We start from the raw sequence: 25,723 nt of genomic DNA, 5'->3' as shown, positions 1-25,723 counted from the left end.
GGTGAGCGACGCAATGCTGGATCACGTCTTCACCGATGCCATTGGAGCGCTGCGCGACGCATTGGAGCGCGCGCTGCTCGAACGCCAGGCGCTCGAGGAGCGCTTTCAGTCAGACGTGCTGCTCGGCGACCTCACCTGGGAAACCTCCTACTCGTTACCCGGCGAGGGGGCACCACCACGCATCCAGGTCGACCTGTCGCTGGCGTGGCCGACCTGGTCACAGACCGCCTATCGGTCGTGGTACCTCGAAGAGGAACTCGACGACCCTCCGCACATCGACATCGAAATCGTGGTGCGGATCCAACGCCTTTCGGCCCCACCCGACCCCAGGATCGTCCTGGACGCGTTGCCGACCGAAAGCCCGCCCATCGGCGGCGAACGACTTCATCGAAGCGGACCGACGCTCGAGTCCGCCTACAGCGACGATCTGGAGATCGTCGAACACGCCATCGAAGTGAGCTACGACGGCTCCTACGAACTCGACGAGAACGTGCTGGCGGACGGCGGAAACCTCGACACCGACTTCGCGGCGATGGGCGGGTGGATCAGCGCGACGCTGGTCCGGCTCGGCGACCTGGCGATGCCCCATCTGCCGACCGCCGACGACTGAACCTCCCCGCAGACTTGTTGACCCGGCCTACGGGCGGCGGTGAAGGGGTGCGTGCGACGCAATACGGCCTTCGGACTTCGCAGCGAACTCCTCCATCATGTCGCCCGGCTGGAACATGCCGCTTTGCCAACCGGCCATGTGCCGGAGGCTGTCGACCACACTGTGGTCGCGGGCGTACAGGACCTGTTCCTTGGTTCCCCAGATCGCCAGCGGCGACTTGGCGGCGATCCGGCCGGCGATCTCTCGAACCCCCTCGAGTAACTGCTCGTGATCGTCGAAGACCTCGTTGACGAGCCCCGCCGCCTTCGCTCGCTCGGCGGAGATCCGATCGCCGGTGTAGGCCCACTCGCGGGCGATGCCATCGGGCACGAGCTTCGGAAGGCGTTGCAGCGTGCCGACATCTGCGGTCATGCCGATGTTGATCTCCTGCACGCAGAAGAAGGCATCCTTGGTCGCATAGCGCATGTCGGCGGCGCAGACCATGTCGACCCCACCGCCGATGCAGCCGCCCTGGATCGCCGCCAACACCGGCATCCTCGCCCGCTCGAGGGCGGTGAAGCTGTCTTGCAATCGAAGAACCGTGTCGAACAGCGCGGCACGCTTGCGGCCGATCTCCTCCACGTCATCGCCGCCCAGCAACGAGCCCGTTCCACCGGTGAAAACCCCGAGGTCCATCCCTGCACAGAAATGCTTGCCGGTCGACGAAAGAATCAACGCTCGCACATCGCCGCTACGGTCGAGTTCCAGGACCAGCTCCGGCAATTCAAACCAGAACTCCGGGACCATCGTGTTGTAGGCCTCGGGCCGGTTGAGCCGCAGGGTTGCGATCCCGTCGGCGATCTCAACGTCGAAACACGTAGGCATTTTTGCTCCTCTGCGGAACCCGCTTGCGCGGGTGTTGGTCGTGCTAACCATGGTGACATTCGATGTTCCGAGCGCTTCGCAGCCGGACCAAGTCGACGGGAACACAATGACATGATCTCGGCCACCGGGCACCGTTTGCCACACGATGTGGTGCCGTCGAACTACCGGCTCCACATCGACAGCGACCTCGAGGCGTCGACCTTTCACGGATCCGTCGAGATCACTGTCGACATCGTCGAGCCCACGGCGCACATCATCTGCAACTGCGCCCACCTCGAGATCCTCGACACGACGCTGACGGTCGGACCCGTCGACGCTGGCCGCTCGATGCCGGTGTCGGCGCAACTCGATCCGGACCGCGAACTCCTGAAACTCATCGCCAACGAGACGCTGCCGTGCGGCCCGGCCACGATTCGCGTGGAGTTCCGCGGGGCACTCAACAGCCAACTGGTCGGTTACTACCGTTCTGAGTTCTCGGTCGACGGCCGAAGCGAAGTCATGGCCGTTACACAATTCGAGGCACCGTACGCGCGCTGGGCGTTTCCGTGTTGGGACGAACCCGAGTTCAAAGCGTCATTCGAGATCTCGCTGACCTGCGCCGAGGGGCTCACCGCGGTGTCCAACGCGAACGAGGTGGGTCGCACTCACCACGACGACGGCCGGGTGACCTTCCGGTTCGCGCCAACCATGAAAATGTCGACCTACCTGGTCGCGTGGGTCGTGGGCGACCTGGAGATCAGCGAACCCGTGACCGCCGGCTCGACGCAGGTGCGGGTGGCGCATCGTCCCGGAGTTGCCGCGTTGAGTTCCTTCGCTCTCGAATGCGCGGCGCATGCGGTTGCCTGGTTCGAGGACTACTACGCGATCGCCTACCCGGGCGAGAAGCTCGATCTGATCGCCGTTCCGGACTTCGCGTTCGGAGCGATGGAGAACCTCGGCTGCGTGACGTTTCGCGAGACGCTGCTGCTGCTCGACCCAAGCCACGCCAGCCGGTCCGAAACCGAACGGGCCGCCACGGTCATCGAACACGAGATCGCGCACATGTGGTTCGGCGACCTCGTCACGATGCAGTGGTGGGACGGTATTTGGCTGAACGAGGCGTTCGCCACCTTCATGGAGATCAGCTGTGCCGACGACTACCGCCCGGATTGGAGCATCTGGACTTCGTTTTCGTTGATGCGCAGCGCCGCCTTCGACACCGACGCGCTGGCGAACACCCGCCCGATCGAGTTCGAGGTCGAGACCCCGGCCGATGCCGAGGCCATGTTCGACGTACTCACCTACGAAAAGGGTGCAGCGGTGCTGCGCATGTTCGAACAGTGGGCGACACCCGAGGCGTTTCGAAACGGAGTCCGCTCGTATCTCGGGCGGCACGCCTACGGCAACACCGAGACCGGCGATCTCTGGCGATCGTTGTCCGAAGCGTCCGGCGTCGACGTCGCCGACATGCTGGACCGGTGGATTCACCACGGTGGACACCCGTTGATCAGCGTCGAACTTCTCGACACGACGCTGGTGTTGTCTCAACGTCGATTCGCCTACGCCGGCGGCGACCCGGTGCCGGAGACCATCTGGACGGTTCCGATGCGAATTGCGGTGAGTCGCGCCGGCACCATCGAACACCACACGATGATCCTGAACGACCAGTCGGCCACCATCGAGGTCGGTGACGCGATCGACTTCGTGTCGATCAACTTCGGAGCCACCGGCTTCTACCGCAGCGACTACGCGCCGACCTTGCGCAGCTCGCTGATGGCAAACCTCGCCGAACTCACACCCATCGATCGTTACGGCCTCCTGGACGACTCCTGGGCGCTGTTTCTCGCCGCTCGAGTCGACTTCGATGACCTCACCGAGACCCTGCGTGGCGTCGCTGCGGTGGAGTCGAACTCCAGCGTCTGGCGCCTCATCGCCTCCATCTGCGGCAACTTGTTGTTGCTTGCGCATCCGGAAGACCGCCATGTCGTGCGCACTCTGGTCGACGATCTGACCGCTCCGGTCATCGATGTGCACAGCCCCTTCGAGGCCGGGCCACACGGCACCTCCGAGGTCGGTGACCTCCAGGCGATCGTCGCACGGTTGGCCGGCACGATCGCCGACCGTGCCGATGTCGTGGAGGCAGCTCGGCGCCATTTCGACCGACGCCAGCGCACGCACGACGAGTTCGTCGGGCCGGACCTTGATGCAGCAGCAATCGAGATCGTCGCGTGCCACGCAGGTCCCACCGAGTTCGACCGGTTGATCGAACTCTCACAACACGGCGACACCCCCCAAGAGGAACTCCGGGCGTTGAATGCGCTGGCACGGTTCCGCGACCCGATCCTCATCGAACGACTCTGCGAGCGCTGCGCGACCGTCGTTCGGACACAGAACGCCCCGTACACACTCGCGTCGGCGATGGCGAACCCCGAACACGGCGCTCAGGTGTGGCGTTTCGTCGAGCGCCACTGGGAAGAGCTGCTCTCCCGGTTCCCGTCCTCCTCCCACGACCGTCTGATCGGTGGTGTGCGGGCATTTGCCGATCGGACACTCGTCGATGAGGTCACCGAATTCCTCGCTGCCCACCCGATTCGCAAGGCCGACCTCCCACTTCGACAACACCTTGAGCGGGCACGCGTCAACGTCGCGGCTCGCGAACGTCTGAGCGCCCAGTTGCGCAGCCGGTCGAAGATCGGTCAGGAGTGAAGCCCTGGCAACGACAACACGATGAGCACCTGGGCGACGTGATAGGTCGTCATGATGATCATCCGCTGATGTCGAACCGGCTGGACAAACGCGGTGAATCCGATCGTCGCGTCCGACGCCACGAACAACAACGCCCCGACGACCGCGACAATCGAACCGGTTGAGAACGCGGCCACGGCCATGAACGAGATGGCCATCATGTACATCGCGACCGCGACGCCGAGCACCTGCTGCTCGCGCGAGGCGTACGACACGATCGTGGGTCCGATCGCCAACATCACGGTGAACATCACTACGACCCCGGCCAGCAGCCACGCCGTCGAGGTTCGGGTCGACAGGAACCCGACGCCGTAGCAGACCTGGGCGACGAGGAAGCCTCCGAGTCCGGCCGGAAACCACCGCTGCGACGGGAGCATCAGGAACACGTCGCCGACGAGTGAGAAGGCGATACCGACGAAGAACCACCACCTCAAGGTCGACGAGGGGAGGTCCAGCGCCAACAGCGCTGCCCCCAACGCGACCATCGTCAGCGGCTTGGCGGCCCATTCGACGCGTTGGCGCTCGGCCGCGACGGCCCACCAATCGATCATGGCGACCACGACCGTGACGGCGAGGAAGATGCCGGAGAGTGTGTTCACGTCGACGAGCTCGTCATCAGCTGGGCACGACGTGTGACCACTCGAGCGACTCGCGCATACGCATCCGCGCCATGACCGCGATTCGTGGACGGTTCACCGCGACGACGCCGGTGCACAGATCACCACGTCGATACGCGACCGCAAAGCGGCGCTCGGAGACATCGCCGTCGATCACCACGAGTTCGTCGCTGGCGTCCGGTCGGCCGGCCATCTGAAGCTTCACGTCGTACTGGTCCGACCAGAACCAGGGCACCGACGAGAACGCAGCGGGCGTCCCCCAGTCGTTCGCCTCGTCCGCGGCGAGGAGCCGCAGCGCGGCCGCTTCGCCCTGTTCAATGGCGTTCTCCCACTGCTCGACACGCGTTCGAGCACCGCCGAAAAGTGGGTTAGGCCAGTTGGCACAATCCCCGGCCGCAACAACGCCGGGTCCGCACCACAGGGTCTCGTCGCAGACCACTCCGTTGTCGGTCGACACACCGGATCCGGCGAGCCAGTCGAGTTGCGGCGCGGCGCCGAGGCCCAACACGACTACGGAGCCGTCGACGATGGTGCCGTCGCTCAGCCGCACGCCGACCGCTCGGCCATCGGCGCCGAGCACCTCGTCGAGACCTACTCCGAGCCGCAGATCCACCCCTTCGTCTCGATGAAGCTCCGCGATGAACTCGCCCACGGTTCCCCCGAGCACCCGATTCAGCGGCAGCGCCGCCGCCTCGATCATGGTCACCTCAACCCCGAGCCCTCGAGCGGTCGCCGCCACCTCAGCGCCGATGAACCCCGCGCCGACGACGATGAGCCGATCGGGGCCAGCGGCGAGATCGTCCCGCAACGCCTCGGCATCCGAAAGGTTGCGAACGACGTGGACGCCGCTGAGCGAGGGCACCAGCTTCGGCTCGTTCGGCGTGGACTCGGGGGTCTCGACGAGGAACCCTGCCGGCCACCGCGCCACCGAGCCGGTCGCGATGACCACCCCGTCGCAGGTCAGCTCGTGGTCGTTGTGAAACTTCAGCCGCAGGTCATCGGGGGCAAAGCCCGCACCGGCGACGCGAAGACCGAGGCGCACGTCGACCTCGCAACCTTCGATCCGTGACGACAAGGCCTCTTGGGCTTGTGCCCCGCTCATGTCGCCTCGGAGCACCTGCTTGGACAGCGGCGGCCGATCGGCAGGCATCTGCGGGTTGGAATCGACGACGATCAACTCACCGTCCCACCCCTTGTTGCGCAGCGTCGCCGCAGCGGTGAGCCCAGCCAGCGACGCCCCGACGACAACGATCCGTTCGAGATACAACGTCTTTCAGCTCCGATGGGTTGGATCAGTGGTCGACACCGACGCCGCAAGGCACCGTCAGTCGACGACGGTGATCGCCTGTTTCGGGCAGCGGCGCGCGGCCTCCTCGACCTTCTCGCGCCATTCCTCGCCGGGGTTCTCATCGAGCACGTAGAGGAAGTCGTCGTCTCGGACCTCGAAGATCTCCGGGACGACCCCCATGCACACGGCATTCGATTCGCAGACGTCGTAGTCGACAACAATCTTCATCTCGGTTCCCCTCATGAACGTGACGCGTATGCGCGTCACTCTAGAACACGTTGCAGGCGATGCTCAGAACGTGCCCAGAGTCACAGTGGAACAGAGGCGGTAACGTTCGCCCATGGGCTTGAACGAGAACCGGGTTGCGCAACTGCTGGAACGGGCCAGACGTGAGGTCGAGGCCGGGCTGTTGCCCTCGGTGCAGATTGCGATCGGGTTGGACGGCGAGGTCGTGGTCTCGGAGTCATTCGGCGCCGCGACGCCACAGACCCGCTACAACATCTTCTCGGCCACCAAGGCCCTCATCGCGACGGTGATGTGGCAACTCATGTCCGAGGGCGCCGTCGCGCCCGAGGATCCGGTCGCGCGCCATTTCCCGGAGTTCGCCGGGCAGGGCAAGGGTGACATCACCATCGAACAGGTGATGATCCACCAGGGCGGCTTCCCGAGAGCACCGATCGGGCCACCACGCTGGGCGGACCGATCGTGGCGCATCGACAAGATGGCCTCGTGGCGCCTGAACTGGGAGCCGGGCACACAGTTCGAGTACCACCCGACTTCGGCGCACTGGGTGCTCGGCGAGATCATCGAACGCGTCGACCGACGCGACTACCGCGAGTCGGTACGTGAGCGGGTACTTGTTCCGCTCGGCTTGCGGTCCTTGGCCCTCGGAGTCGCCCCCGACGAGCAGGGCGATGTTGCCGACATGGCCCCGATCGGCGAAGCGCCGACGCCAGACGAACTCGAGGCGGCGTTCGGAGTCCGCACCTACGATCTCGGCGAGGTCACCCCCGAGGCGCTCACGTTCTTCAACGATCCAGCGGTGCGGGCGATCGGGGTGCCCGGCGGCGGCGGGATGTCGAACGCGGCGGACCTCGCGTCCTTCTATCAGGCGCTCTTACACAATCGCCGGCCCGATGGTGAGACATTCATGGACGCGGCGTGGCTTGCCGACGGTACGGGCCGCATTCGCGGCACCCTGCCCGACCCGATCCTCGGCCACCCTTCGAATCGATCGCTCGGTCTCGTCATCGCCGGAGACGACGGGTTGAGTTCGCTTCGGGGCATGGGCAAGACCGTGTCGCCGCGCACCTTCGGGCACAACGGCGCGGCCGGTCAGATCGTCTGGGCCGACCCGGAGACCGGGTTGTCGTTGTGCTATCTCACCAACGGCATCGATCGGAACTTTCTACGAGAAGCACGCCGTACCGTCGCTATCGCGTCGCTCGCCGGCCAGCTCACCGAACCCGACTGACCCCGACCTCATGCGCCGCTTCGCCACGTCGGGCAGCGAGCGGAGTCAACTGGCCGTCGCAACGTGTAAACGTCCGCAGACACGGCACTAGTTTGTGGGTATGGGCTTTCCGACAGACATCGGCATCATCGACCTCATGATGGGGATCCCCGATCCCGGCAACAAGGAGTCGTGGTACGACTTCTTGAAGCCGAATCTGCGCGACGCTGAGTCGGCGACGTTCAAGTTTCCAGCCCAGTACATGTTCAAAGAGGTGCCCGAAGACCCGACCGTGGATGACATGGTCGAGTACACGATCGGGCAGATGGACCGATTCGGCATCGACAAGGCCCTGATCGGCGTTCGGGTCGGCGGCGGGGTGCAGTGGGACGCTGCTGTGCAACACCCCGACCGGTTCCTGGCGAGCCTGTCGGTCGATCCGAACGAGGGCATGAAGGCGATCCAGAAGATCAATACGGCTGCGCAGGCGACCGACCTCAAGGCCATCACCCTGTTTCCGTCGGGCTGCAATCCGGGCGTGGCGATCAACGACAAGCGGATGTACCCCGTCTACGCGAAGGCATGCGAACTCGACATTCCGGTCCTGTGCTGCGTCGGGGTCCCCGGACCCCGCGTGCCGATGGAACCGCAGAAGGTCGAGTACATCGACGAGGTGTGCTGGTTCTTCCCCGAGCTGAAGTTCGTGATGCGTCACGGGGCCGAGCCGTGGGTCGACCTGGCCGTCAAGCTGATGCTGAAGTGGCCGAACCTGTACTACTCGACCTCAGCGTTTCGGCCGAAGCATTACCCGAAGGCCATCATCGACTACGCGAACACGCGGGGCGCCGACAAGATCATGTACGCAGGGTACTTCCCGATGGGACTGAGCCTCGAGCGCATTTTCGGCGACCTGCCCGATGTGGCGTTCAACGACGATGTCTGGCCCAAGTTCCTGCGCCACAACGCGGCGCGGCTGTTCGGGCTGAACGACTAGCGCTGCCCCGAACCGTTCGCGCTGTCCCGGACCGGCGGTCGGTCCGGGACCTCCGACCCGGTTGACCCACCATCAGCGATCGATATACTAGAACACGTTCTAGTTTTTTCGTGGCTGCCAGGCCTCGAACGACCCAACGGGGGCTCATCATGGCGCGCTCACCCTTCCCGGTACCGTACGGCTGGTTCTGCATCGGATGGTCTGAAGACGTCGCAGTCGGCGAAACCAAGCCGCTGCAGTACTTCGGCCAACACATCGTGTTGTGGCGCGACGAAGAGGGTGCCTCACACGTCCAAGACGCCTTCTGCCCGCACCTGGGTGCACACCTTGGGCATGGCGGCAAGGTGCTCGGCTGTGAGATCGCATGCCCCTTCCACGGTTGGCGTTTCGACGAGGACGGCAACAACACCCTCATCCCCTACAGCTCGCGCACCAACGCCAAGGGCAAGGTCAAGACCTACCCCTCGGTTGAAGTCAACGGACTGATCTTCGCGTGGTACCACCCCGACCATGTCGAGCCGATGTGGGAGGTTCCCGTCGTTCCCGAATTCAACGACCCCGACAACTTCACCGAGCCGGTGCATCGGATCTTCCAGGTCGCAGCACCGTGGCAGGAACTCGCCGAAAACGGGGTCGACGCAGCGCACTTCCGATACGTCCACAACACCGAAGAGGTGCCCGAACTCGTCGAATACACGACCACCGGGCCGATCGCCAACATGAAGTCCAAGCAGCTCTTCCCCACCCCCCGAGGTGTCGTGGAGGGCTACATCAACTCCGACTCCTTCGGTCCCGGACTTTCGGTCGTGCATTTCGGCGGCATCATCGACACCGTCTTGATGGGCACCAACGTTCCGGTAGATGAGAACCACTGCGAGATGCGCTTCACCTTCACGGTTCGCAAGCTCGGCGACGACGCTGCGCTCAACTCCAGTGTCGGTGCGGCTTTCGTAGATGAGGTGACGCGGCAGGTCCGAGAGGACAAGCCGATCTGGGAAAACAAGGCGTTCGTGCCCCGTCCCGCCCTCGCCGACACCGACGGCCCCTTCACCAAATTTCGCCGGTGGGCTTCGCAGTTCTATACGACCCCGGTTGAAGCCCCACTCGACTTCTATCCGCCCGACGGCAGCTACCCGGCGGAAGAGTTGGGCAAGTCCGCCAGCCAGAAGTACGGCTCCGCACCCATCGCCTGACCCTCTCGCACACGCGAAAAGCCCGTTCTCCGATAACGAGTGGTCGTGATCACGACCACTCGTTATCGGAGAACGGGCTTTTGGGGGGAATGGCTACCTCCTACTCCGGCTTGTCGGATCCGACGATCCACATGGCGTAGAACTGCGCCGCACCGCCGTAGGCATGGCCGAGCGCACGCTTGGCGCCGTCGATCTGATGCTCGCCAGCGGCACCGCGCACCTGCATGGCGGCCTCGCCGAAGCGAATCATGCCCGACGCCCCGATCGGGTTTGTCGACAACACGCCACCCGAGCAGTTGACCGGCAGCTTTCCGGTCATCTGGGTCTCGCCGGCCTCGGTGAGCTTCCAGCCGTCGCCCTCGGCGGCGAAGTGCAGGTTCTCGAGCCACATCGGTTCGTACCAGGAGAACGGCACGTACATTTCGACGACGTCGATCTCCTCGATCGGGTTGGCGATCCCCGCTTGGCGATACACCTCGGTCGCACAATCCTGGCCCGCTTGTGGCGAGACCTGATCTCGTCCGTTGGCCATCGCCGGCTCTGAGCGCATCGCTGTGCCGTGGATCCATGCCGGGTTCGTCCCGGTGGCCGCAGCGGAGGCCTCGGCTGCGGCCTCACCGGCAATCACCATGGCGATCGCTCCGTCGGAGGACGGGCAGGTTTCGGAGTAGCGGATCGGCTCCCACAACATGAACGAGTCGCGCACCGAGTCATAGGTGATGTCGGGCTCATGCAGGTGGGCATACGGATTCTTCAACGCGTTCAGACGGTCCTTCAACGCCACGAGGATGCCGATGTCCTCGGGAGCATTCGAACGGCGCATGTACTCGCGGATGAACGGGGCGAAGTAGCCGCCCGCGCCCGCCACCAACTGCTGCTGGAACGGGATAGGGAACGACAACGCCCACATCGCCTCGGAACACGACTGCTGTTCCCACGCGATGGTCAACACCCGCTCGGCGGCGCCGGCCTCGACGTGGCTGGCCGCGACGATCGCGGTCGAGCCGCCCACCGAGCCAGCGGTATGGACCCGAAACAGCGGTTTGCCGACCGCTCCGAGCGCCTCGGCGAGATACCCCTCGGGCATCATGATGCCCTCGAAGAAATCTGGGGCCTTGCCGACCACAACTGCGTCGATGTCATCCATCGTGAGTTGAGCGTCGTCCAGTGCTCGAAAGACGGCCTCGCGAAGAAGACCGGCGAGCGACACGTCGCCCCGCACGGCGGAGTACTTGGTCTGACCGATTCCGATTACTGCTGCACGATTCGCCATGTCAGGCTCCTTCCAGGACTGCCACGAGGTTCTGTTGCAGCAGGTGTCCACTCGTCGCATGGGCGACGCCGCGGGTCGCTTCACCGGACATGATCCGGTTGGCGACCTCTCCGATACGAATGAGACCCGCACCCATCATCGGGTTGGCGGCGAGCGCACCACCTGAGGGGTTCACGTCGACGTCGTCGCCAAGGCCGAGGGCCTCGACCAGCATCTTGTGCTGGTGGGTGAACGGGGCATGGAGTTCGGCCACATCGACTGGGCCATTGGCGACTCCGGCGCGTTCGGCGGCGAGGCGTGCCGACGGAACATCGGTCAGGTCGCGGGCACCGAAGTTGTGGCTGTCGATGCGGTGATCGATGCCACGGATGTAGGCCGGACGATCGGCCCACTTCGCGACGGCATCCCCGGCGGCCAGCACGATCGCACAGCCGCCGTCGGTGATCGGCGCGACGTCGTGGCGGCGCAGTGGATCGGCGATGCGCGGCGCCGCCAGCAGCTCCTCGACCGGAGCCGAACCTTGAAGTTGGGCGTTCGGGTTCGCCTTGGCCGCCTCGCGGCTGTCGAAGGCGATCTGGGCCATCTCCGCCTCGGTGATCTTGCCGGCGTCGAGCATCGCACGGGCCTGCAGGCCGGCGAGGGCGACCGAGGTCGGCCACAGGGGCTGGTAGTAGTACGGGTCGAGTTGGCGACTGAGCACCGAAGGCAAGTCGCCCGGCGAACTCTTGCCGTAGCCATAGACCAAGGCGGTGTCGGCATGGCCTGCCTGGATCTTCAACCAGGCCTCATAGAGGGCCCACGCACCGTCCATCTCGACGTGGCTCTCCGACTTCGGAGGCCAGGCGCCAACGGCGTCGAGGGTCATCACGAAACTGAACGCCTGCCCGGCGAGATAGTCGGAGCTTCCCGAACAGACGAAGTCGATCTCGCTGATGTGGGCACCGATCTGTTCCATCGCCTGCTGGATGACCGGCTGGATGAGCTCGACCTCGTTGCGTTCAACGATGGCGCGTTCGTGCTTGGATTGGGCGACGCTCACGATGGCGACGTCGCGGGAGGGGGCGGCGAATTCGGCGGCCATCACATGTGTCCCTTCAGGCTCTCGGCGGGCACATCGGGCTCGTCGATCGGGCGCCAGTACTTGATGCTTTCGAAGCTCGTGTCGAGTTGGTCGTCGTCGACCCAAACGGGCTCGACGCGCATGCCGATGCGTACCTTGTCGTAGTCGATCTCCTGCACGGGTCCGTAGATCGAGATGCAGGCGCCGTCGAGCAACACGAGGGCCGATACGAACGGGGTCGGCGGGGCGTTGACACCGAAGCCGATGTGCACGACGCAATACGACGCGATGGATCCTTTGTGTGGCAACTCGACCTGCACCGTGGTCGGCTTGCCCGAGGTGGGCGACATGCCGCGGGGCGGCACGTAGACATCATCGGAGTCGGCCTCGCGTTCTCCGAGGATCTTCTTTTCCTTCAGCCCCTTGAGGAAACGGGTCGTCGCCACGCCGGGAACGAAGTCGTAGCGAATCGAGGCGGGAAGGCGAACGCGTTGAACAGGGTCGTTTTCCACAACCTCGCCCACAGCAGAGGTGTCGATCGCAGGCTGGGCCCACAATCCGGCCGGCAACTCGGCAATGTTGGATTCAGCAGCCATCTCAGCCCTCCACCAGTTCGAACGCTTCGATGTCGGTGATCGCGCCGCTGCGCTCGGCCGCCCAGCGGATCTTCACGCGGGCACCCGTCGAGAGTGCGTCTGGTCCGGGTGCGTCGACGACCTGCAGCATCGCCGTGTCCGCGCCATCGAGTTGAATCAGGGCCAGAGCGTAGGGTCGATCGAGAGCCTCGACTTCGCGAGGGTTGTCGACCCAGGTCCATGAGGTGATCGTGCCGGTGTCGCCCACCTTCACGAGTTCGGTTAGCGGCGCGCCGGTCGTCGGGTCGTATTCAACCGGAGGACACACGACTCGGCCGTCTGCGTCACGGATACCCACGACGACCTGCTCGCGCAGGCCGGTGTAGAACGCTCCGATGACGGGGCCGGTGGTCCGGTTGAACGGGTATTCGAGCACCAGGTCGGCGCGGAGCAGGTCCGAAGACCCTGCGACATTCCCCATGGACTGTCCCCTTCATTTCGTAGAGCCCACACCCCCGTGCGGGCGAAACGAAATACTAGAACAGATTCTACTTTTTGCCAGCCGAGCCCGGCGCTGCCATGGAGATCTCTGGCAACAGCACACCGATGCGACCCTCCCGCACGCACCCGATCCACACCCCCAGCGTGTATGCAGCATCGTCGAGCAGGCATAACGCGCCGAACCGCACCGGATCCAAACGCGGCGAGCGTTCCGCCCAACGCCACAACAGGTCGACCGCCACCGCGATCATCGCAACACGCCGAATCCGCCGCGACGCCGCCCCGGCGACCAACGTCACCGGAAGCCATGGCCGCACCAGGGCTCGGGCCAGTTGACGACCGGCTCCGGCATCGCCCGACAGCACCAGACGCGCCACGATCCGGGGTTCGATGTCGTCGAGCCGTTTCGACATCGACCGCACGGCCCACGCCGTCAACGCAACAGCGATGCCCGGGCGACGGGCGCCGAGCGCGGCGACCGCCGCCAACGACCAGACGTTGGCTCGCAGCGGCGGCAGCGCTCCGCGATGTCGGCGATCGAGTTGTGCTGCGGAGCGCCCGTAGTCGATGCGCCGCGCCAGCATCGCCCCCAACGACGACCGGCCGCGATGCTCCACCACCGATGCCGGCTCGTAACGACACCGCCACCCGGAATCGACGAGTCGCCAACACAGATCGACGTCCTCCCCGACGCTGAGACTCCGATCGAAACCATCGACCTGGGAAAAGGCTGCGCCGGAAACGACAAGCGCTGCGGCCGGGACATACGACACCCGGGTTCCGGCGCTGATCGCTGCCTGCCGACCGCCAAGGTCGAGCGGTGAATTCGCTTCCTCATAGCGGTCGAGCACACCGCCGTCGGTCTCGAGATGGGCCACCCGCGGCGCGGCCAACGCGACGCGCTCATCGCCAAACAGTCCGAGCAACGGATGTAGCCACGATGGAGACACCTCGACGTCGGAGTCGACAAAGGCGATGAAACCGACATCGGGTCGTTCCAACGACACCCAACCGGTCATCCGGGCCGCGGCCGGGCCGCCGTTGGCGCCGCGTCGCACCACGCGGGCGTCGTGGCGGGTGCAGACCTCGCGAATTTCGTCCCCGTTCGGGGACGCGTCGTCGCACACGACGATGTTGCGGACCCCCGAGTTGCGCAAGGCCTTCAGGCAGCGATCCAACGCGTCGACGCGCTCGAAGACGGGGACGATCACCGTCAGGTCCTCCAGCGCGGCGGCGAGCTCCGCCGGAGTCAGCAGTGCGGGGACCGGCACGGCCATCCCTGCGTCGACAAGCCGTTCCGCCAACGCATCGGCCGCCTCCGACCCGCTGCCGACCACGATGCCGTCATCGCCCCAGGAGCGCGCCAGACGCGACCCCGCTACGGACAGGCGCATCAACCGAATCGGGTCTCCGCCGAGGAGGCCACGCCCACCGGCGACCGATCGAACCGACCCAGCGAGTCGGTACCGGCGAGTCGTCACAGGGACATGCCGCCGTCGATCGGCAACACGATGCCGGTGACGCCCCCACGCTGCGGCGAACACAACCAGGCGATGCCGGCTGCGACCTCGTCGGGGTCGAGGAGACGACCGACGGGCTGATGGGCCACGAATTCGGCGGGATCGGCGAGACCGTACAAGGCTGCGCTTGCGGCCAGAATCGTCGTGTCGGTCGACCCCGGAGACACACAATTGGCGGTCACCCCGAGCGGCGCGAGTTCGGCGGCGAGCGAACGTACGAGCCCGATCACCCCCGCCTTCGCGGCGCTGTAGGCCGCGATCTGCGGACGTCCCGAACTCGCCGCTGCTGACGCGACGGCGACAAACCTTCCGGCCCCCGGGGTCGCCGATTCGATGATCGCCGGCAGGGCCGCCGAGGCGCATCGCTGGACTCCACCGAGGTTGATGTCGACGCACAGGTCGAAGGCCCGGGGGGTCATCTCCCACCCGTGGGTCGCCCCCAGCATCACCCCGGCGCAGGCGATGGCGGCATCGAGGCGGCCGAAGCGGTCGAGCGCGATCTCGACCGCTGCGTCGAGCGCACGCCGATCGCGCACATCAGCGACAACGGCGACACCACGACCACCGCTACCGTCGACGACCGCCCTCAACTCCTTCAGCGTCCCCATCGGGTACCCGAGGCCGTCGATGTTGCCGCAGATATCGGTCGCCACCACACCCCAGCCTTGCGAGAGCAGTCGACGCACGGTCGCTGCGCCGATGCCCCGCGCCGCGCCGGTGACGAGCGCCACCCCGACGATGGCCCCACCATCGGGTCCGGCGCCGGTCGGGTTCTGCGGTTCAGGAGGAGTCGCCATCGATCCAGCGTGCCACCGCGTCGAGAAATTGCGCGTGGATCCCGTCGAGAAATCGCTTCCCCTCCTCGGCCGTCGCCCCTGCGGGGTCGCCGAGCACGCCGTTGTCGGACACGGCCACAACTCCCCCGGCCAGGATCGCCTCGGACAACTCCTCCCAGGGTCCGCTGCGCCCCGGCGCGGCGAGGTCGCTTCGAACCACCTGCGGGGCGATCGACAGCATCATCGAGGTCTCGGTACGTCCCGCGTGGCTGTCGCCGCCAGGCACCGCGCAACGCAGCACCAGCGACCTCCGGCTTTCACTCACCAACGTCGCGTGGGCGCTGCGCAAGGCGACTGAGTTCCCGCCGTGGGCGTTCACCCAAATCACCCCATCGAACGCGTCGGCCGACCGGCCGATCTCGACGATGGCGGCTTCGAACACCTCGGCCCCCATCGACAAGGTGCCGGCGAATCCCGCATGCTCACCGGAGGCGCCGATGGCCATCGCCGGGCCCAGCACGAGATCGGGGCGCGCCTCGACCAGACGCGTCGCACACGCAACAGCAATACGCGTGTCGGTATCGAGCGGCAGATGCGGCCCGTGCTGTTCGGTCGAGCCGAGCGGGATCACCAGCGTTGACAAACGCTGTGCGATCTCCGGCCAGGTCGCGTCGCCGAGCTGTCGTGCGGTCACGGAATCGGATCGTCGGTGAGGTATCCCCACGTCCGCAGCTGTTCGACGATCAGCGCCGCAGCTTCGGCCGGTTCGGCCTCGACGGTACGGGGCGGGTTGCGATCGACGAACGCTCCGGTGAGCTCCGCGATGCGGTCCAGCGCACGGGCGGCACCCGGTGGTGCCAGGACACGGGCCCGCGGACGAATCGGCCCAACGTGTTCGGCCAGCAACCCCGACGGCATCGGAGAACAAGCCGAATCCGCGCTGATGCCTCGTCGCCGCAACTCCATGACCGAGCGCAGCGGCGCCCGCCGCAATCGGGCCGCTGCACCTTCGACCGACACCACCGCAGGTCGGGGCACCCGCAACAGCTCGCGACGACCGCCGTCGAGGCGTCGAAGCACCGAGAGGTCGCAGGGGCCCACCTTCGCGGCCCCCACGGCGTCTACGTCCGCTGACACCTCAAGCGCACCGAGCGCCTGGGGCACCTCGAGATGATGTGCGATGTATCCCGGCACCGCGCCGCTGCCCCAAGCGAACCCGAGGTCGCCGCACACCACCAGCGAGACATCGCCGATCGCCTCGATGCCGTGGGCGAGCGCTCGGCCGACGGCGGCGGCCGACAACGCCGGATCACCGTCGGGGTCACCGTCGATGCGCACGATCCGGTCGGCGCCCGAGGCCGCCAGTTCGATCAGTGAGTCATCCGCCGCGCTCGGGGCGACCGACATCACGACAACCTCCACATCGCAGCCGTCGCCGCGGTCGCGATCGGCAATGCCGAGGCCGACCTCAAGCGCCGCCCGGTCGGCCTCGGAGAACCCGTAACGGCGACGGTCGGTCGAGATCGAACCGTCGATCAGGTCGATCTCCGGGTGAAGGTCGACCCAGTTCACGCAGACGACGATCGCGCTCCTCGGCACGCCAAGAGCGGCCGGTACCCCGCTGGTTGCCGTTCGTCCGAGGGGATTCAACCCATTCAATGCCGTGTCGTTCACCGCCGAACCCCTAGGACTTCGAGAACACGACGCCGTGGCCGCCGGTCGGGTAACTCCACGAGATCGCGCCCTCGGTGTTGCACACCATGTAGCAGGTGCCGCACTCGAAGCACTGCTCGTAATTGAACAAGATGCCGCCGTCGGAGGTGGGGATGAACAGATTCGCCGGGCAGGCCGTCACGCATTGCATCGTCGTGCAGCCGCGACACGCGTCGCCGTCGACGGTGATGTGGGCCGTCTCGGCGACCCGGAACTCAACGAGTCCCATGCGATGCTCAAAACTGATGTCGAGGTAGTTGTCCTCGCTGGCGTTCATCCGAAGCTCCTCAACCCGGTCACGGCGTCCTTGAGGACCTCGCGCATCTTCAGCCCCGACGCCTTGAGCTCGGATCTCACGATAGTGTTGAAGCCCGGTTTCGGCCGAGGGTTCTCGACCGTGAAGATCCGCTCGGCGACGTTGCACGCCAGTTGCGGGTACCGCTGCTGCACCCGTTCGTTCATCAACAGGTCGGGGACCGCGCGGAGCTTGAGGTGATCCGCCAACACGAACGACGTCTCAAGCCGGTGGCGGTATCGCGACAAACCGTCTGCTGAGGTATCGCCGCGACGAAGCGCGTCGACCGCGCTCTGTCCGGCAGCGAACCCCGAGGCGATCGCGAAGTTGACGCCCTCCAGCCAGATGCCGGCGGCCAGGCACATCGCTGCCGCGTCGCCGGCGACGAGCATTCCGTCGGTGACCAGGTCCGGCATCATGTTGTAGCCACCCTCAGGAATCAGGTGTGCGCTGTATTCCTTGACCTCGCCGCCCTCGACGAGCGGGGCGATCGACGGGTGCGACTTCAGGTCGGCGATCAACTGCTCCGGACGCTTGTCCTGCGCACCCAGACCCGGGAGCTGCAGCACGAGACCGATCGCTACGGTGTCGAGGTTCGTGTACAGAAATCCGCCACCGGGGATTCCGCCCGTGCAGCCGACGATCTCGAAGTCCGCACCCTCGCGGCCGCGAAGTGCGAACCGCTGATCGATCACGTCGGAGCCGAGATGGATGGTCTCCTTGACCCCCACCGTGAAGTGCTCCGCCTCGGTGTGGTGATACATCCCGGCTTCTTTGGCAAGAAAGGAATTCACCCCGTCACACGCGATCACCACCTTGGCGGTGAGGTCTCCGTCCGGGCGATCGGTGCGCACCCCCACGACGCGCCCGCCTTCGCGCAGCAGGCCGGTGGCGGTGGTCGAACAGATCAGTTCCGCACCGGCGTCGGTCGCATGGCCGGCGAGCCAGTTGTCGAAGTCGGGCCGGTACGCCGTGCAACCGTTGTAGGGGGCCTCGCCCCAGGTGCTGGTCCGGTAGTCGATGGTGAGCGCCTGATGGCCGGTCATCATCATCGTCGATCGCCGGGTGATCCAGCGTTGGATCGGAGCCTCGTCGTACCAGTTCGCCACGATGCCGTCGAGGATGCGTCCGTAGATCACCCCGCCGTACATGTTCTTCGACCCCGGAAACGGCCCGCGTTCCAGCAACACCACCGACCTGCCGGCTCGGGCCAGTGCAATTGCCGCAGCCGCCCCGGCAGGGCCGGCCCCCACCACGATCGCGTCGACGTCAACCATCGGTGGTTACCTCCTGAGCTGAACCGTCACCAACGTGCAGAAGTTCGGCGATGGCGTCGAGGGTTGCGGCACCGTCCGCGACCACCGCCAGATCGGCCATGGCCATCATCGGACAGTGCGGGTCGAGGTTGACCGAGATGATGTGGTCGGGATGGCCCAAACCGGCGGTGTGCTGCACCGCCCCACTGACGCCGAACGCCACGTAGAGCTCGGGGTCGACGACGACTCCGGTGGTTCCGATCTGTCGGTCATGGCCTACCCACCCGGCGTCGGTCACCACCCGCGTGGCGCCCATCGACGCGCCGAGGGATGCTCCGACGGCACGAAGCCGCTCGAACCGGGCGCGCAGCGCATCGGCCTGACCCTCGTCGGCCATCAGGCCCGCTCCGGCGCCGACGATCCGAGCGGACTCCGCCAGATCCATGGCGGACGCCTCGGGGGCCTCGACGCGCACGACAGCGGCGTCGCGTGCCGTCGCCAAGGGTTCGACCTGCACCGCGAGCGAGACCACCGTCGCCTCCGACTCCTCGGTGTCGGGACCCCCGTGGGCGTCGACCCCGCGGACGTTCGGTTGCAGCGTGGCGATGAATCGACCCGTCGGTCGCAGCGTCGTTTGCACCAGTCCCCCGTGATGGCTGACGGTGACCGCGTCGGCCGAGACGGCGAGGGCACCGGTGACGACGTCGCATTCGATGCGGGCTCCGAGACGTACCGCCAGATCGCGCCCATCCGGAGAACCGGGCAGCACCACGAAGCTGGCCTCGGCCGCCAACGGGGCGAGCAGCGCCGACCAGGCCGCTACTGCGAAGGCGCCCGCTTCGAGCGTTTCGACCGAGTCGGCGATCGACGCGAGATCGGCGATGACCGCTTCGAGGCCGTCTCCGATGAGCACGATGCGAGCATCGCCCGCGGCCTGCGCCTCGGCGATCGATTCGAGCCCACCGGCAGGAAGGACCCCTCCTCGAACCGGCACGACGACGAGCGGACGTCCTGACATGGCCAACAAGTTACAGGAGCGGCAACGGCGGCCCTCAACGACGAGATCGAGCCCCACGGGTAGGTTGGTTCCCCATGACCCGCACCACACGTTGGACAACCGCAGCTCTGGCGACCGCCGTGGCTACGGCACTGCTGTTCGCCTCCGGTTGTTCCGGCGATGACGACTCGGCCTCGGGCGACACTTCCGCGGCGACGCCCTCGACCACGACCTCGACCATCGAAGAGGGGGCCGAAGAGGTGGCCGAGGAGGGCGCCTCGGGGAGCTTCACGCTGCTCAGCTACAACGTGGCCGGCCTGCCCGCGGAGATCTCGTCGGTCGATCCCGCCGAGCATCTCCCGCTGATCAGTCCACTCCTGAACGACTACGACATCGTCGCCACTCAGGAGGACTTCGACTGGTGGGGTCCTCTCGCTGCGAACTTCGATTTCGTGAACTACCACGACCGCCTCCGCGCCGATGCGACCCACGAATTCCGAACCGAGCAGCACCCTGGCCCTGAGGCGGTCGGTCTCGACCTCGCCGCCCGGATGGAACCCTTCATCGGCGACGGTCTCGGCGTGTTGTCGCGCCTGCCGATCGCCAATACTCGTCGGGTTCCATGGGACGGCTGCTTCGGCGGCCTGGACACCTCCGACGGCGGCGCGGCCGACTGTGCTGCCATGAAGGGATTCCTGATGACCGAGGTCACCTTGCCGTCAGGGGACCTGGTCCATCTCTATGACCTCCACGGCGAGGCGGGCGGATCCCCCACCGACCAGGACCTCCAAGTGGCCGACTACCGGCAACTCGCCACGTTCATCGCCGAACACAGCACCGACGCCGCGGTCATCGTCGCCGGCGACACCAACCTGCACACCTACAGCGACCACGAAGACGCCAGCGACGGTGCCGATACCCGGATTTGGGAGGAGTTTCTCGCGTCCACCGGGCTCACCGACTCCTGCGATGCCACCTCGTGCGCCGAACGGGACCAGATCGACAAGGTGGCAGTGAGAAGTGGCGCCACCGTCGAACTCCGTGTCGAATCCCACAGGTTCGTGAGCGATCGGTTCGTCGACGCGGCGGGCGAGCCACTCAGCGATCATCCGCCGTTGAGTGTCCGCATCGGCTGGAAGATCCGCTAGTTCCTCGGGTTCGTGCTCCGGCCGGACGCTGTTCGGACGGGCCGTTCACCGGATGAGCCGAACTTCCCATTCGCCACGCGACGTGACACCTGTCACGATGTCGACATGTTGAATGCAGCCGCTCTCGTCGGACCGTCCGAGCGCGTCATCGACCTCAGCGATTTCGCCCGTCCGAAGCCGCGGAGTCGAAGTCGCCTTTCGGGCGACCCGACCATTTCGGTGGTCTACGGAGGCGGCGGGGCCATGGGGATCGCCTGGCATGTGGCGGTGATCGACGCGCTGCGTTCGCTCGGACTCCCGGTCGACGCCGCTCCGTCGATCGGAACCAGCGCCGGATCATGGGCATGCGGCGCGGCACGGCTCGGACTTAGCTTCGATGAGTTTGCCGGATTCGGCGACCTCGACCTACCGGACCGCTCCCCCGGATTGTTGCGCGGGTTGGCGGCGCAGATCTACGGCGAGGCACGCCTCGACAACGTACGCATCTCGGTGACGGCGTTACCGACGATGCGCCATCACCTGCTCGACGCCTCCAGGTTCCCCCTCCCCGATCTGATCGCCGCATCGTCCGCGGTGCCCGGTGTGTTCTCGCCCCACGAGATCGCCGGCCGGCGCTACGTCGACGGCGGGGTCCGCGCCATGGCCTCGGCGGGTTCGGCCGCTGGCGCCGACCTGTTGATCGTGAGCCTGCCGATCGCGGGGGCGGTGTTCGGCCCCGTCGGACGAGCCTTCGAACAAGCGGCGCGACGAGCAATGGCTCGTTGGCGCGAACGCCATGGCGGCACGACCATCGTGTTGCGACCTGGTGCGGCGTTCGCGTCGCGCATCGGGGTGCGCCCTGGCAACGTCATGGATGTTGAACTGGCGAAGTCGCTGTATCCGGTCGCCTACGACACGGTCGTGCGACGCCTCGAGACCCGCATTCGCCAGATCGCCAGATCGGCCAGCCACTGATGGAACCTTCTGGTCGGTGTCCGATCCCGGTCGGTCCCGACGAGCGGGTCAGTCCTCCAGCGGAATCGACCAGGTCACCCGAGTGCCCGATCCCTGCGGCGTCGCCGGGGTGATCAGCATCGACCCGCCGAAGCGTGCGGCGCGTCCTTCCATGTTCGACAGCCCCTGACCGCCGATCTCGCCCGGGGTAACCCCGACCCCGTCATCGACCACGGTCAGCGACAGATGACCGTCACCCACCGACAATGTGATCGTCACCGCCGTCGCCTCCGCATGGCGCGCCACGTTCGACAACGCCTCGCGAATCACCGCAATCACGTGCACCGCGCGTTCTTCGGACACCCCAGCGTTCACGGGGCCGGTCAGGGTCACGGTCGGCTCGAACCCGAGCACCCGGGCCGCCTCGGCCGCGGTGCTGGCAATCAACTCGCGAAGCGTCCGCGCGCTGCGTTCGACCGCCTTGAGCTCGAAGATGGCCGACCGGACCTCTCGCGCCGTCTCGTCGAGCTCATCGATGGCGGTGTCGATCCGCTCGCGGACCTCGTCGAGGTCGTCGATGAGCATCGCCTGCTGAAGTCCCAGCCCGACGGCGAACACCCGCTGGATGACCGTGTCGTGCAGATCGCGGGCGATGCGTTCACGATCCTCATTTCTCGCCAGGTCGCACACCCGCGAATGGAGGCGGGCGTTGTCGATCGCCATCGCAGCAGCGGACGCGAGGGCCACCACGAGTACCTCGTCCTCGCTGCTGAACACACCGCCGTCTCGCTTGTCGCACAGATAGAGGTTCCCGAACGCCTCCCCGCGCACGATGATCGGTACGCCGAGCAATGACGTCATCGGCGGGTGGTGGAGCGGGAAACCGAAACTGTCTGGATGCTTGGTGAGATCCGGAAGCCGCAATGGACGGGGATCGACGATGAGCACCCCGAGAATGCCGTGGCCCTTCGGGGGCTCGCCGATGCGGTCGACCTGGTCGTCGGGCATGCCAACCGTTTGGAACTCAGCGAGATGCGTTCTTGTCTCGTCGAGCACGCCGAGCGCGCCGTAGTTCGCGTCGACGAGTTCGGTTGCGACCTCGACGATGCGACGCAAAACGGGTGCGAGATCAAGTTCCGAACCGATGTGAATGATCGCGTCGAGTAGACGCCGTTGGTTCTCGCGTCCGAGCGAACCCTGCATGGTGCAAGCCTACGCGGGGGTGACAACCGTTACCCATCGAGTCGCAGGGGACACTGCGAATCGTGCAACATTGAGCCGTGGGATCGCGGATCTTTCTCGTCGACGATCACGAAATCGTCCGGCGCGGCTTGCGCGACCTGTTCAACCGCGAGTCCGACCTCGAAGTGGTCGGCGAGGCGGCGACCGTCGCTGATGCCCTCGCACGGATCCCACTGAGCAACGCGGATGTGGCGGTGTTGGATCTCGGACTCCCGGACGGGTCCGGCATCGAAATCTGCCGCGAACTGCGCTCGAGCGCACCTCGCATGCACAGCATCATCCTCACCTCCTACGACGACGAGGAATCGCTCATCGAAGCTGCGCTGGCGGGGGCGTCGGGCTACGCGCTCAAACAGCTGAAAGGCAACGAGATCGTCGCCACCGTGCGAGCGGCGGCGCAGGGGCGCTCGACGATGAATCCCGATGTCACGGCACGGTCGCTCGAACGGGTGCGAGCCGACCGTGAAGCGAACGAGCCGCTTGAGTCGCTGACCGACCAGGAACGCGAGATTCTTGAACTGATCGCGATGGGCAAGAGCAACCGCGAGATCGCCGAGCACATGTACCTTGCGGAAAAGACGATCAAAAACCGCGTCACCGCGCTGTTCGCGAAACTCGGGGTTTCACGTCGGGCTCAGGCGGCGGTCTACGCTGCGCGGATCATGGAGCGCTACGGCACCTTGTGAAGATGGTCACGCACCCGGGGGACTTCGGTCCCTGCCCGCAAGCCATCGACCCTGTAAGGATGTGCCTCAACTACCAGACATCTGTGGAGGATGTATGTCAACGGAGAAACGTGAGAGCCGGTCTCTCGGGCTGATCATTGGCGCGTTCACGCTCGTCTACCTCATCGGTATCGGAGTGATCGTTCTCGCGACCGCCGCTTGGGGCGGTGGCGGTTCGGGTTCGGGTTCGGGTTCGGGCAGCGATGAGTCAATCCTCAACATCTCGCTCAGCGAGTTCGCGATCAAAGGCGACTTGAACGCCACCCCGGGCAAGATCATGATCAACATCACCAACGACGGTTCGGTCGCCCACGACTTCCAAATCGCCGATCTCGGGATCCTCACCGACGAGATCGCTCCCGGTGTGTCGACCACCGTCGTGATCGAAGATGCCGCCGCTGGCTCCTATGAGATCATCTGCACGGTCGCCGGCCACAAGGAATCCGGAATGACCGCAACGTTGACCGTCGGCGAGTCGGGTGGCTCCGCCTCTGGAGGGTCGAGCAGCCACGACCACACCTCGCTGACCCCCGAGGAAGCACAGGCACGCGACGACAACATGATGGCCGGCATGATGTCCTTCGGCACCGACGAGGCTGCAACCGAAGGTCGTGGCAACACCCCGGCGGAGTTCACCATCGCCGCCGACGGAGCCAAGGAATTTGAACTCACCGCCGCCATCACCAAGTGGGAGGTCGAAACCGGCAAGTTCGTCGATGCCTGGACCTACAACGGTCAGGTTCCCGGCCCGTGGTTCAAGGTCGACGTCGGCGATCGCGTTCGCATCAAGGTGACCAACAACCTTCCACTCGGCACCGACATCCACTGGCACGGCATTCATCTCCCCAACGAGATGGACGGTGTGGCCCCCTACACCCAGGACCCGATCGCTCCCAACGGCGGAACATTCACCTACGAGTTCACCGCCGACACCCGCAACAACGGCATGTACCACGCTCACATGCACGGCGAGGAGGCCGTCCCCAACGGCATGCTCGGCGTGTTCCAGGTCGGCGACGTCGAACTCCCACGCGGCAGGACCGTCTCGGGTATCAACGTTCCCAACGACGTGAACATCGTCCAGGAAATTCCGATGGTCCTCAACGATGCCGGAGCGATCGGCTACAGCCTCAACGGCAAGAGCTTCCCCTCCACCGAGCCGGTCGTGGTGAACAAGGACGACTGGTTCCTCGTGACCTACTTCAACGAAGGTCTGCAGGTTCACCCGATGCACATGCACGGGTTCCCACAACTCGTGGTGGCACGAGACGGCATCACCCTCGATCAACCCTTCTGGGTCGATACGATCACGGTCGGTCCCGGTGAGCGCTATTCCATCCTGGTGAAGGCAACCGACCTCGGAACATGGGTCTGGCATTGCCACATCCTCAACCACGTGGAAACACCAGAGCGCATGTTCGGTATGGTGACCGCTGTCGTCGTCCAGGATCCTGCAGCGGCCTGATGACCCCGACGCGGCGCCTCGCCCTCGCGGCGACACTGGCGTCAACCCTCGTCCTCGGAGCCTGTGGCGACACGGGCTCCGAGGACGCTGCGGTCACGACGACCACAGCTTCTTCAGGTGAGGAAGCCACCACGAACAGCACCTCGAGCGATGGCTCCGACCACGGGGTGATGTCGAGTGAGAGCGATGCGCTTCAGTGCGAGATGCACATGCCAGGCGATCTCCTCACCGCCGAACAGGCACACGTGATCATGGACACCGAACACGTTTGTCTCGGTTACGTCACCGTCACCACCGAAACCCCGGTGACCTTCAACAACACCGACACCGAGCCCCGCACCGTCGCGATACTCGACGACGCCGGTACCGAACTCGAATCCTTCGAGATCCCGGCGGGCGGCGCGGTGGTACGCACCTTCGACACGGTCGGGGTGTTTCGATTCAGCTACAGCGGAATCGAGATATTCACCGGCACCGTCGAGGTTCAAGCTCCTTAGAGCT

The 25,723-nt window shown here is 65.7% G+C and carries 26 protein-coding genes; 10 read left to right on the top strand and 16 right to left on the bottom strand.

What is annotated here, in order from left to right; all coding sequences use genetic code 11:
* Nucleotides 1-13 precede the first annotated feature (13 nt).
* Nucleotides 14-610 carry a hypothetical protein gene (locus M9952_06025; protein MCO5312482.1) on the top strand — a complete coding sequence of 199 codons (597 nt, stop codon included), beginning with the start codon at nt 14-16 and terminating at the stop codon, nt 608-610.
* Between the two features lie 27 nt (nt 611-637).
* On the opposite strand, the gene M9952_06020 is transcribed toward M9952_06025, so the two are convergent.
* Nucleotides 638-1,474 carry a crotonase/enoyl-CoA hydratase family protein gene (locus tag M9952_06020; GenBank protein MCO5312481.1) on the bottom strand — a complete coding sequence of 279 codons (837 nt, stop codon included), beginning with the start codon at nt 1,472-1,474 and terminating at the stop codon, nt 638-640.
* 111 nt (nt 1,475-1,585) lie between these two features.
* On the opposite strand from M9952_06020, the gene M9952_06015 reads away from it, so the two are divergent.
* Nucleotides 1,586-4,159: a M1 family metallopeptidase gene (locus M9952_06015; GenBank protein ID MCO5312480.1), complete on the top strand. Its 2,574-nt coding sequence runs from the start codon at nt 1,586-1,588 to the stop codon at nt 4,157-4,159.
* On the opposite strand, the gene M9952_06010 is transcribed toward M9952_06015, so the two are convergent.
* From M9952_06010 to M9952_06000, 3 genes are read right to left on the bottom strand one after another with little or no spacing between them, the layout of a single operon-like run.
* The gene (locus M9952_06010) at nt 4,150-4,797 is read right to left on the bottom strand and encodes a lysoplasmalogenase (protein ID MCO5312479.1); all 648 of its coding nucleotides are present in this window, start codon (nt 4,795-4,797) and stop codon (nt 4,150-4,152) included. The two genes, M9952_06015 and M9952_06010, sit on opposite strands and share 10 nt — an antisense overlap.
* Nucleotides 4,798-4,813: 16 nt before the next feature.
* Nucleotides 4,814-6,082 carry an FAD-dependent oxidoreductase gene (locus M9952_06005; GenBank protein MCO5312478.1) on the bottom strand — a complete coding sequence of 423 codons (1,269 nt, stop codon included), beginning with the start codon at nt 6,080-6,082 and terminating at the stop codon, nt 4,814-4,816.
* A 57-nt stretch (nt 6,083-6,139) separates the two neighbouring features.
* The gene (locus tag M9952_06000; GenBank protein ID MCO5312477.1) at nt 6,140-6,331 is read right to left on the bottom strand and encodes a ferredoxin; all 192 of its coding nucleotides are present in this window, start codon (nt 6,329-6,331) and stop codon (nt 6,140-6,142) included.
* Between the two features lie 112 nt (nt 6,332-6,443).
* On the opposite strand from M9952_06000, the gene M9952_05995 reads away from it, so the two are divergent.
* The 3 genes from M9952_05995 (at nt 6,444) to M9952_05985 (ending at nt 9,743) form a co-directional block, all read left to right on the top strand.
* Nucleotides 6,444-7,577, top strand: a complete 1,134-nt coding sequence (locus tag M9952_05995) for a beta-lactamase family protein (GenBank protein MCO5312476.1) — start codon at nt 6,444-6,446, stop codon at nt 7,575-7,577.
* Nucleotides 7,578-7,677: 100 nt separating this feature from the next.
* Complete coding sequence (locus M9952_05990; GenBank protein ID MCO5312475.1) at nt 7,678-8,550, top strand: amidohydrolase family protein; 873 nt, start codon at nt 7,678-7,680, stop codon at nt 8,548-8,550.
* A gap of 149 nt (nt 8,551-8,699) precedes the next feature.
* Entirely contained in the window at nt 8,700-9,743 is a 1,044-nt protein-coding gene (locus M9952_05985; protein ID MCO5312474.1) for a Rieske 2Fe-2S domain-containing protein, read from the top strand.
* Between the two features lie 100 nt (nt 9,744-9,843).
* Here M9952_05985 and M9952_05980 read toward each other — a convergent pair whose 3' ends face one another.
* The 11 genes from M9952_05980 to M9952_05930 form a co-directional block, all read right to left on the bottom strand.
* A complete protein-coding gene (locus M9952_05980) occupies nt 9,844-11,016 on the bottom strand; it encodes a thiolase domain-containing protein (GenBank protein ID MCO5312473.1) in 1,173 nt (390 codons plus the stop codon).
* 1 nt (nt 11,017) lies between these two features.
* Nucleotides 11,018-12,097, bottom strand: coding sequence for a thiolase domain-containing protein (locus tag M9952_05975; protein ID MCO5312472.1), 1,080 nt, complete (start codon nt 12,095-12,097; stop codon nt 11,018-11,020).
* Entirely contained in the window at nt 12,097-12,672 is a 576-nt protein-coding gene (locus M9952_05970; GenBank protein MCO5312471.1) for an OB-fold domain-containing protein, read from the bottom strand. The genes M9952_05975 and M9952_05970 overlap by 1 nt, the downstream gene beginning before the upstream one ends.
* Before the next feature lies 1 nt (nt 12,673).
* Nucleotides 12,674-13,132 (bottom strand): OB-fold domain-containing protein, encoded by a 459-nt coding sequence (locus M9952_05965; GenBank protein MCO5312470.1) that lies wholly within the window; start codon nt 13,130-13,132, stop codon nt 12,674-12,676.
* A 67-nt stretch (nt 13,133-13,199) separates the two neighbouring features.
* A complete protein-coding gene (mftF, locus tag M9952_05960) occupies nt 13,200-14,633 on the bottom strand; it encodes a mycofactocin biosynthesis glycosyltransferase MftF (GenBank protein MCO5312469.1) in 1,434 nt (477 codons plus the stop codon).
* Complete coding sequence (locus M9952_05955; protein MCO5312468.1) at nt 14,630-15,469, bottom strand: mycofactocin-coupled SDR family oxidoreductase; 840 nt, start codon at nt 15,467-15,469, stop codon at nt 14,630-14,632. The genes mftF and M9952_05955 overlap by 4 nt, the downstream gene beginning before the upstream one ends.
* Nucleotides 15,453-16,142 (bottom strand): mycofactocin biosynthesis peptidyl-dipeptidase MftE, encoded by a 690-nt coding sequence (mftE, locus tag M9952_05950; protein ID MCO5312467.1) that lies wholly within the window; start codon nt 16,140-16,142, stop codon nt 15,453-15,455. Before mftE ends, M9952_05955 begins: the two co-directional genes overlap by 17 nt.
* The gene (locus M9952_05945; GenBank protein ID MCO5312466.1) at nt 16,139-17,020 is read right to left on the bottom strand and encodes a mycofactocin-associated electron transfer flavoprotein beta subunit; all 882 of its coding nucleotides are present in this window, start codon (nt 17,018-17,020) and stop codon (nt 16,139-16,141) included. Before M9952_05945 ends, mftE begins: the two co-directional genes overlap by 4 nt.
* Nucleotides 17,021-17,132: 112 nt before the next feature.
* On the bottom strand, nt 17,133-17,438 hold the full coding sequence (locus M9952_05940; GenBank protein MCO5312465.1) for a hypothetical protein: 306 nt from the start codon (nt 17,436-17,438) through the stop codon (nt 17,133-17,135).
* The gene (locus M9952_05935; protein MCO5312464.1) at nt 17,435-18,733 is read right to left on the bottom strand and encodes an FAD-dependent oxidoreductase; all 1,299 of its coding nucleotides are present in this window, start codon (nt 18,731-18,733) and stop codon (nt 17,435-17,437) included. The genes M9952_05940 and M9952_05935 overlap by 4 nt, the downstream gene beginning before the upstream one ends.
* Complete coding sequence (locus M9952_05930; GenBank protein MCO5312463.1) at nt 18,726-19,730, bottom strand: mycofactocin-associated electron transfer flavoprotein alpha subunit; 1,005 nt, start codon at nt 19,728-19,730, stop codon at nt 18,726-18,728. Before M9952_05930 ends, M9952_05935 begins: the two co-directional genes overlap by 8 nt.
* 74 nt (nt 19,731-19,804) lie before the next feature.
* Between M9952_05930 and M9952_05925 the strand changes: the two genes are divergently transcribed.
* Nucleotides 19,805-20,857, top strand: a complete 1,053-nt coding sequence (locus M9952_05925; GenBank protein MCO5312462.1) for an endonuclease/exonuclease/phosphatase family protein — start codon at nt 19,805-19,807, stop codon at nt 20,855-20,857.
* 105 nt (nt 20,858-20,962) lie between these two features.
* Nucleotides 20,963-21,811, top strand: coding sequence for a patatin-like phospholipase family protein (locus M9952_05920; GenBank protein ID MCO5312461.1), 849 nt, complete (start codon nt 20,963-20,965; stop codon nt 21,809-21,811).
* Between the two features lie 48 nt (nt 21,812-21,859).
* Here the strand turns inward: M9952_05920 and M9952_05915 are convergent, their stop codons facing one another.
* Nucleotides 21,860-22,993, bottom strand: a complete 1,134-nt coding sequence (locus tag M9952_05915) for a GAF domain-containing sensor histidine kinase (protein ID MCO5312460.1) — start codon at nt 22,991-22,993, stop codon at nt 21,860-21,862.
* A gap of 77 nt (nt 22,994-23,070) precedes the next feature.
* Here M9952_05915 and M9952_05910 point away from each other — a divergent pair, with 77 nt between their 5' ends.
* The 3 genes from M9952_05910 (at nt 23,071) to M9952_05900 (ending at nt 25,719) form a co-directional block, all read left to right on the top strand.
* Complete coding sequence (locus M9952_05910; protein MCO5312459.1) at nt 23,071-23,718, top strand: response regulator transcription factor; 648 nt, start codon at nt 23,071-23,073, stop codon at nt 23,716-23,718.
* A gap of 94 nt (nt 23,719-23,812) precedes the next feature.
* Entirely contained in the window at nt 23,813-25,222 is a 1,410-nt protein-coding gene (locus M9952_05905) for a multicopper oxidase domain-containing protein (GenBank protein MCO5312458.1), read from the top strand.
* Nucleotides 25,222-25,719: a hypothetical protein gene (locus tag M9952_05900; protein MCO5312457.1), complete on the top strand. Its 498-nt coding sequence runs from the start codon at nt 25,222-25,224 to the stop codon at nt 25,717-25,719. Before M9952_05905 ends, M9952_05900 begins: the two co-directional genes overlap by 1 nt.
* Nucleotides 25,720-25,723: the final 4 nt, after the last annotated feature.

It is taken from the genome of Microthrixaceae bacterium (assembly GCA_023957975.1).
In the GTDB taxonomy this organism is placed as follows: domain Bacteria; phylum Actinomycetota; class Acidimicrobiia; order Acidimicrobiales; family Microtrichaceae; genus JAMLGM01.
Note: the sequence above shows the minus strand (reverse complement) of the source record. Positions and strands in the feature narration are given on the sequence as shown.

What these genes read in the sequence shown, in the direction of transcription:
- M9952_06025 (MCO5312482.1), top strand. Translation starts at nt 14, where the DNA reads ATGCTGGATCACGTCTTCACCGATGCCATTGGAGCGCTGCGCGACGCA.
- M9952_06020 (MCO5312481.1), bottom strand. Translation starts at nt 1,474, where the DNA reads ATGCCTACGTGTTTCGACGTTGAGATCGCCGACGGGATCGCAACCCTG.
- M9952_06015 (MCO5312480.1), top strand. Translation starts at nt 1,586, where the DNA reads ATGATCTCGGCCACCGGGCACCGTTTGCCACACGATGTGGTGCCGTCG.
- M9952_06000 (MCO5312477.1), bottom strand. Translation starts at nt 6,331, where the DNA reads ATGAAGATTGTTGTCGACTACGACGTCTGCGAATCGAATGCCGTGTGC.
- M9952_05995 (MCO5312476.1), top strand. Translation starts at nt 6,444, where the DNA reads ATGGGCTTGAACGAGAACCGGGTTGCGCAACTGCTGGAACGGGCCAGA.
- M9952_05990 (MCO5312475.1), top strand. Translation starts at nt 7,678, where the DNA reads ATGGGCTTTCCGACAGACATCGGCATCATCGACCTCATGATGGGGATC.
- M9952_05985 (MCO5312474.1), top strand. Translation starts at nt 8,700, where the DNA reads ATGGCGCGCTCACCCTTCCCGGTACCGTACGGCTGGTTCTGCATCGGA.
- M9952_05980 (MCO5312473.1), bottom strand. Translation starts at nt 11,016, where the DNA reads ATGGCGAATCGTGCAGCAGTAATCGGAATCGGTCAGACCAAGTACTCC.
- M9952_05975 (MCO5312472.1), bottom strand. Translation starts at nt 12,097, where the DNA reads ATGGCCGCCGAATTCGCCGCCCCCTCCCGCGACGTCGCCATCGTGAGC.
- M9952_05970 (MCO5312471.1), bottom strand. Translation starts at nt 12,672, where the DNA reads ATGGCTGCTGAATCCAACATTGCCGAGTTGCCGGCCGGATTGTGGGCC.
- M9952_05965 (MCO5312470.1), bottom strand. Translation starts at nt 13,132, where the DNA reads ATGGGGAATGTCGCAGGGTCTTCGGACCTGCTCCGCGCCGACCTGGTG.
- M9952_05955 (MCO5312468.1), bottom strand. Translation starts at nt 15,469, where the DNA reads ATGGCGACTCCTCCTGAACCGCAGAACCCGACCGGCGCCGGACCCGAT.
- M9952_05940 (MCO5312465.1), bottom strand. Translation starts at nt 17,438, where the DNA reads ATGAACGCCAGCGAGGACAACTACCTCGACATCAGTTTTGAGCATCGC.
- M9952_05935 (MCO5312464.1), bottom strand. Translation starts at nt 18,733, where the DNA reads ATGGTTGACGTCGACGCGATCGTGGTGGGGGCCGGCCCTGCCGGGGCG.
- M9952_05930 (MCO5312463.1), bottom strand. Translation starts at nt 19,730, where the DNA reads ATGTCAGGACGTCCGCTCGTCGTCGTGCCGGTTCGAGGAGGGGTCCTT.
- M9952_05925 (MCO5312462.1), top strand. Translation starts at nt 19,805, where the DNA reads ATGACCCGCACCACACGTTGGACAACCGCAGCTCTGGCGACCGCCGTG.
- M9952_05920 (MCO5312461.1), top strand. Translation starts at nt 20,963, where the DNA reads ATGTTGAATGCAGCCGCTCTCGTCGGACCGTCCGAGCGCGTCATCGAC.
- M9952_05915 (MCO5312460.1), bottom strand. Translation starts at nt 22,993, where the DNA reads ATGCAGGGTTCGCTCGGACGCGAGAACCAACGGCGTCTACTCGACGCG.
- M9952_05905 (MCO5312458.1), top strand. Translation starts at nt 23,813, where the DNA reads ATGTCAACGGAGAAACGTGAGAGCCGGTCTCTCGGGCTGATCATTGGC.
- M9952_05900 (MCO5312457.1), top strand. Translation starts at nt 25,222, where the DNA reads ATGACCCCGACGCGGCGCCTCGCCCTCGCGGCGACACTGGCGTCAACC.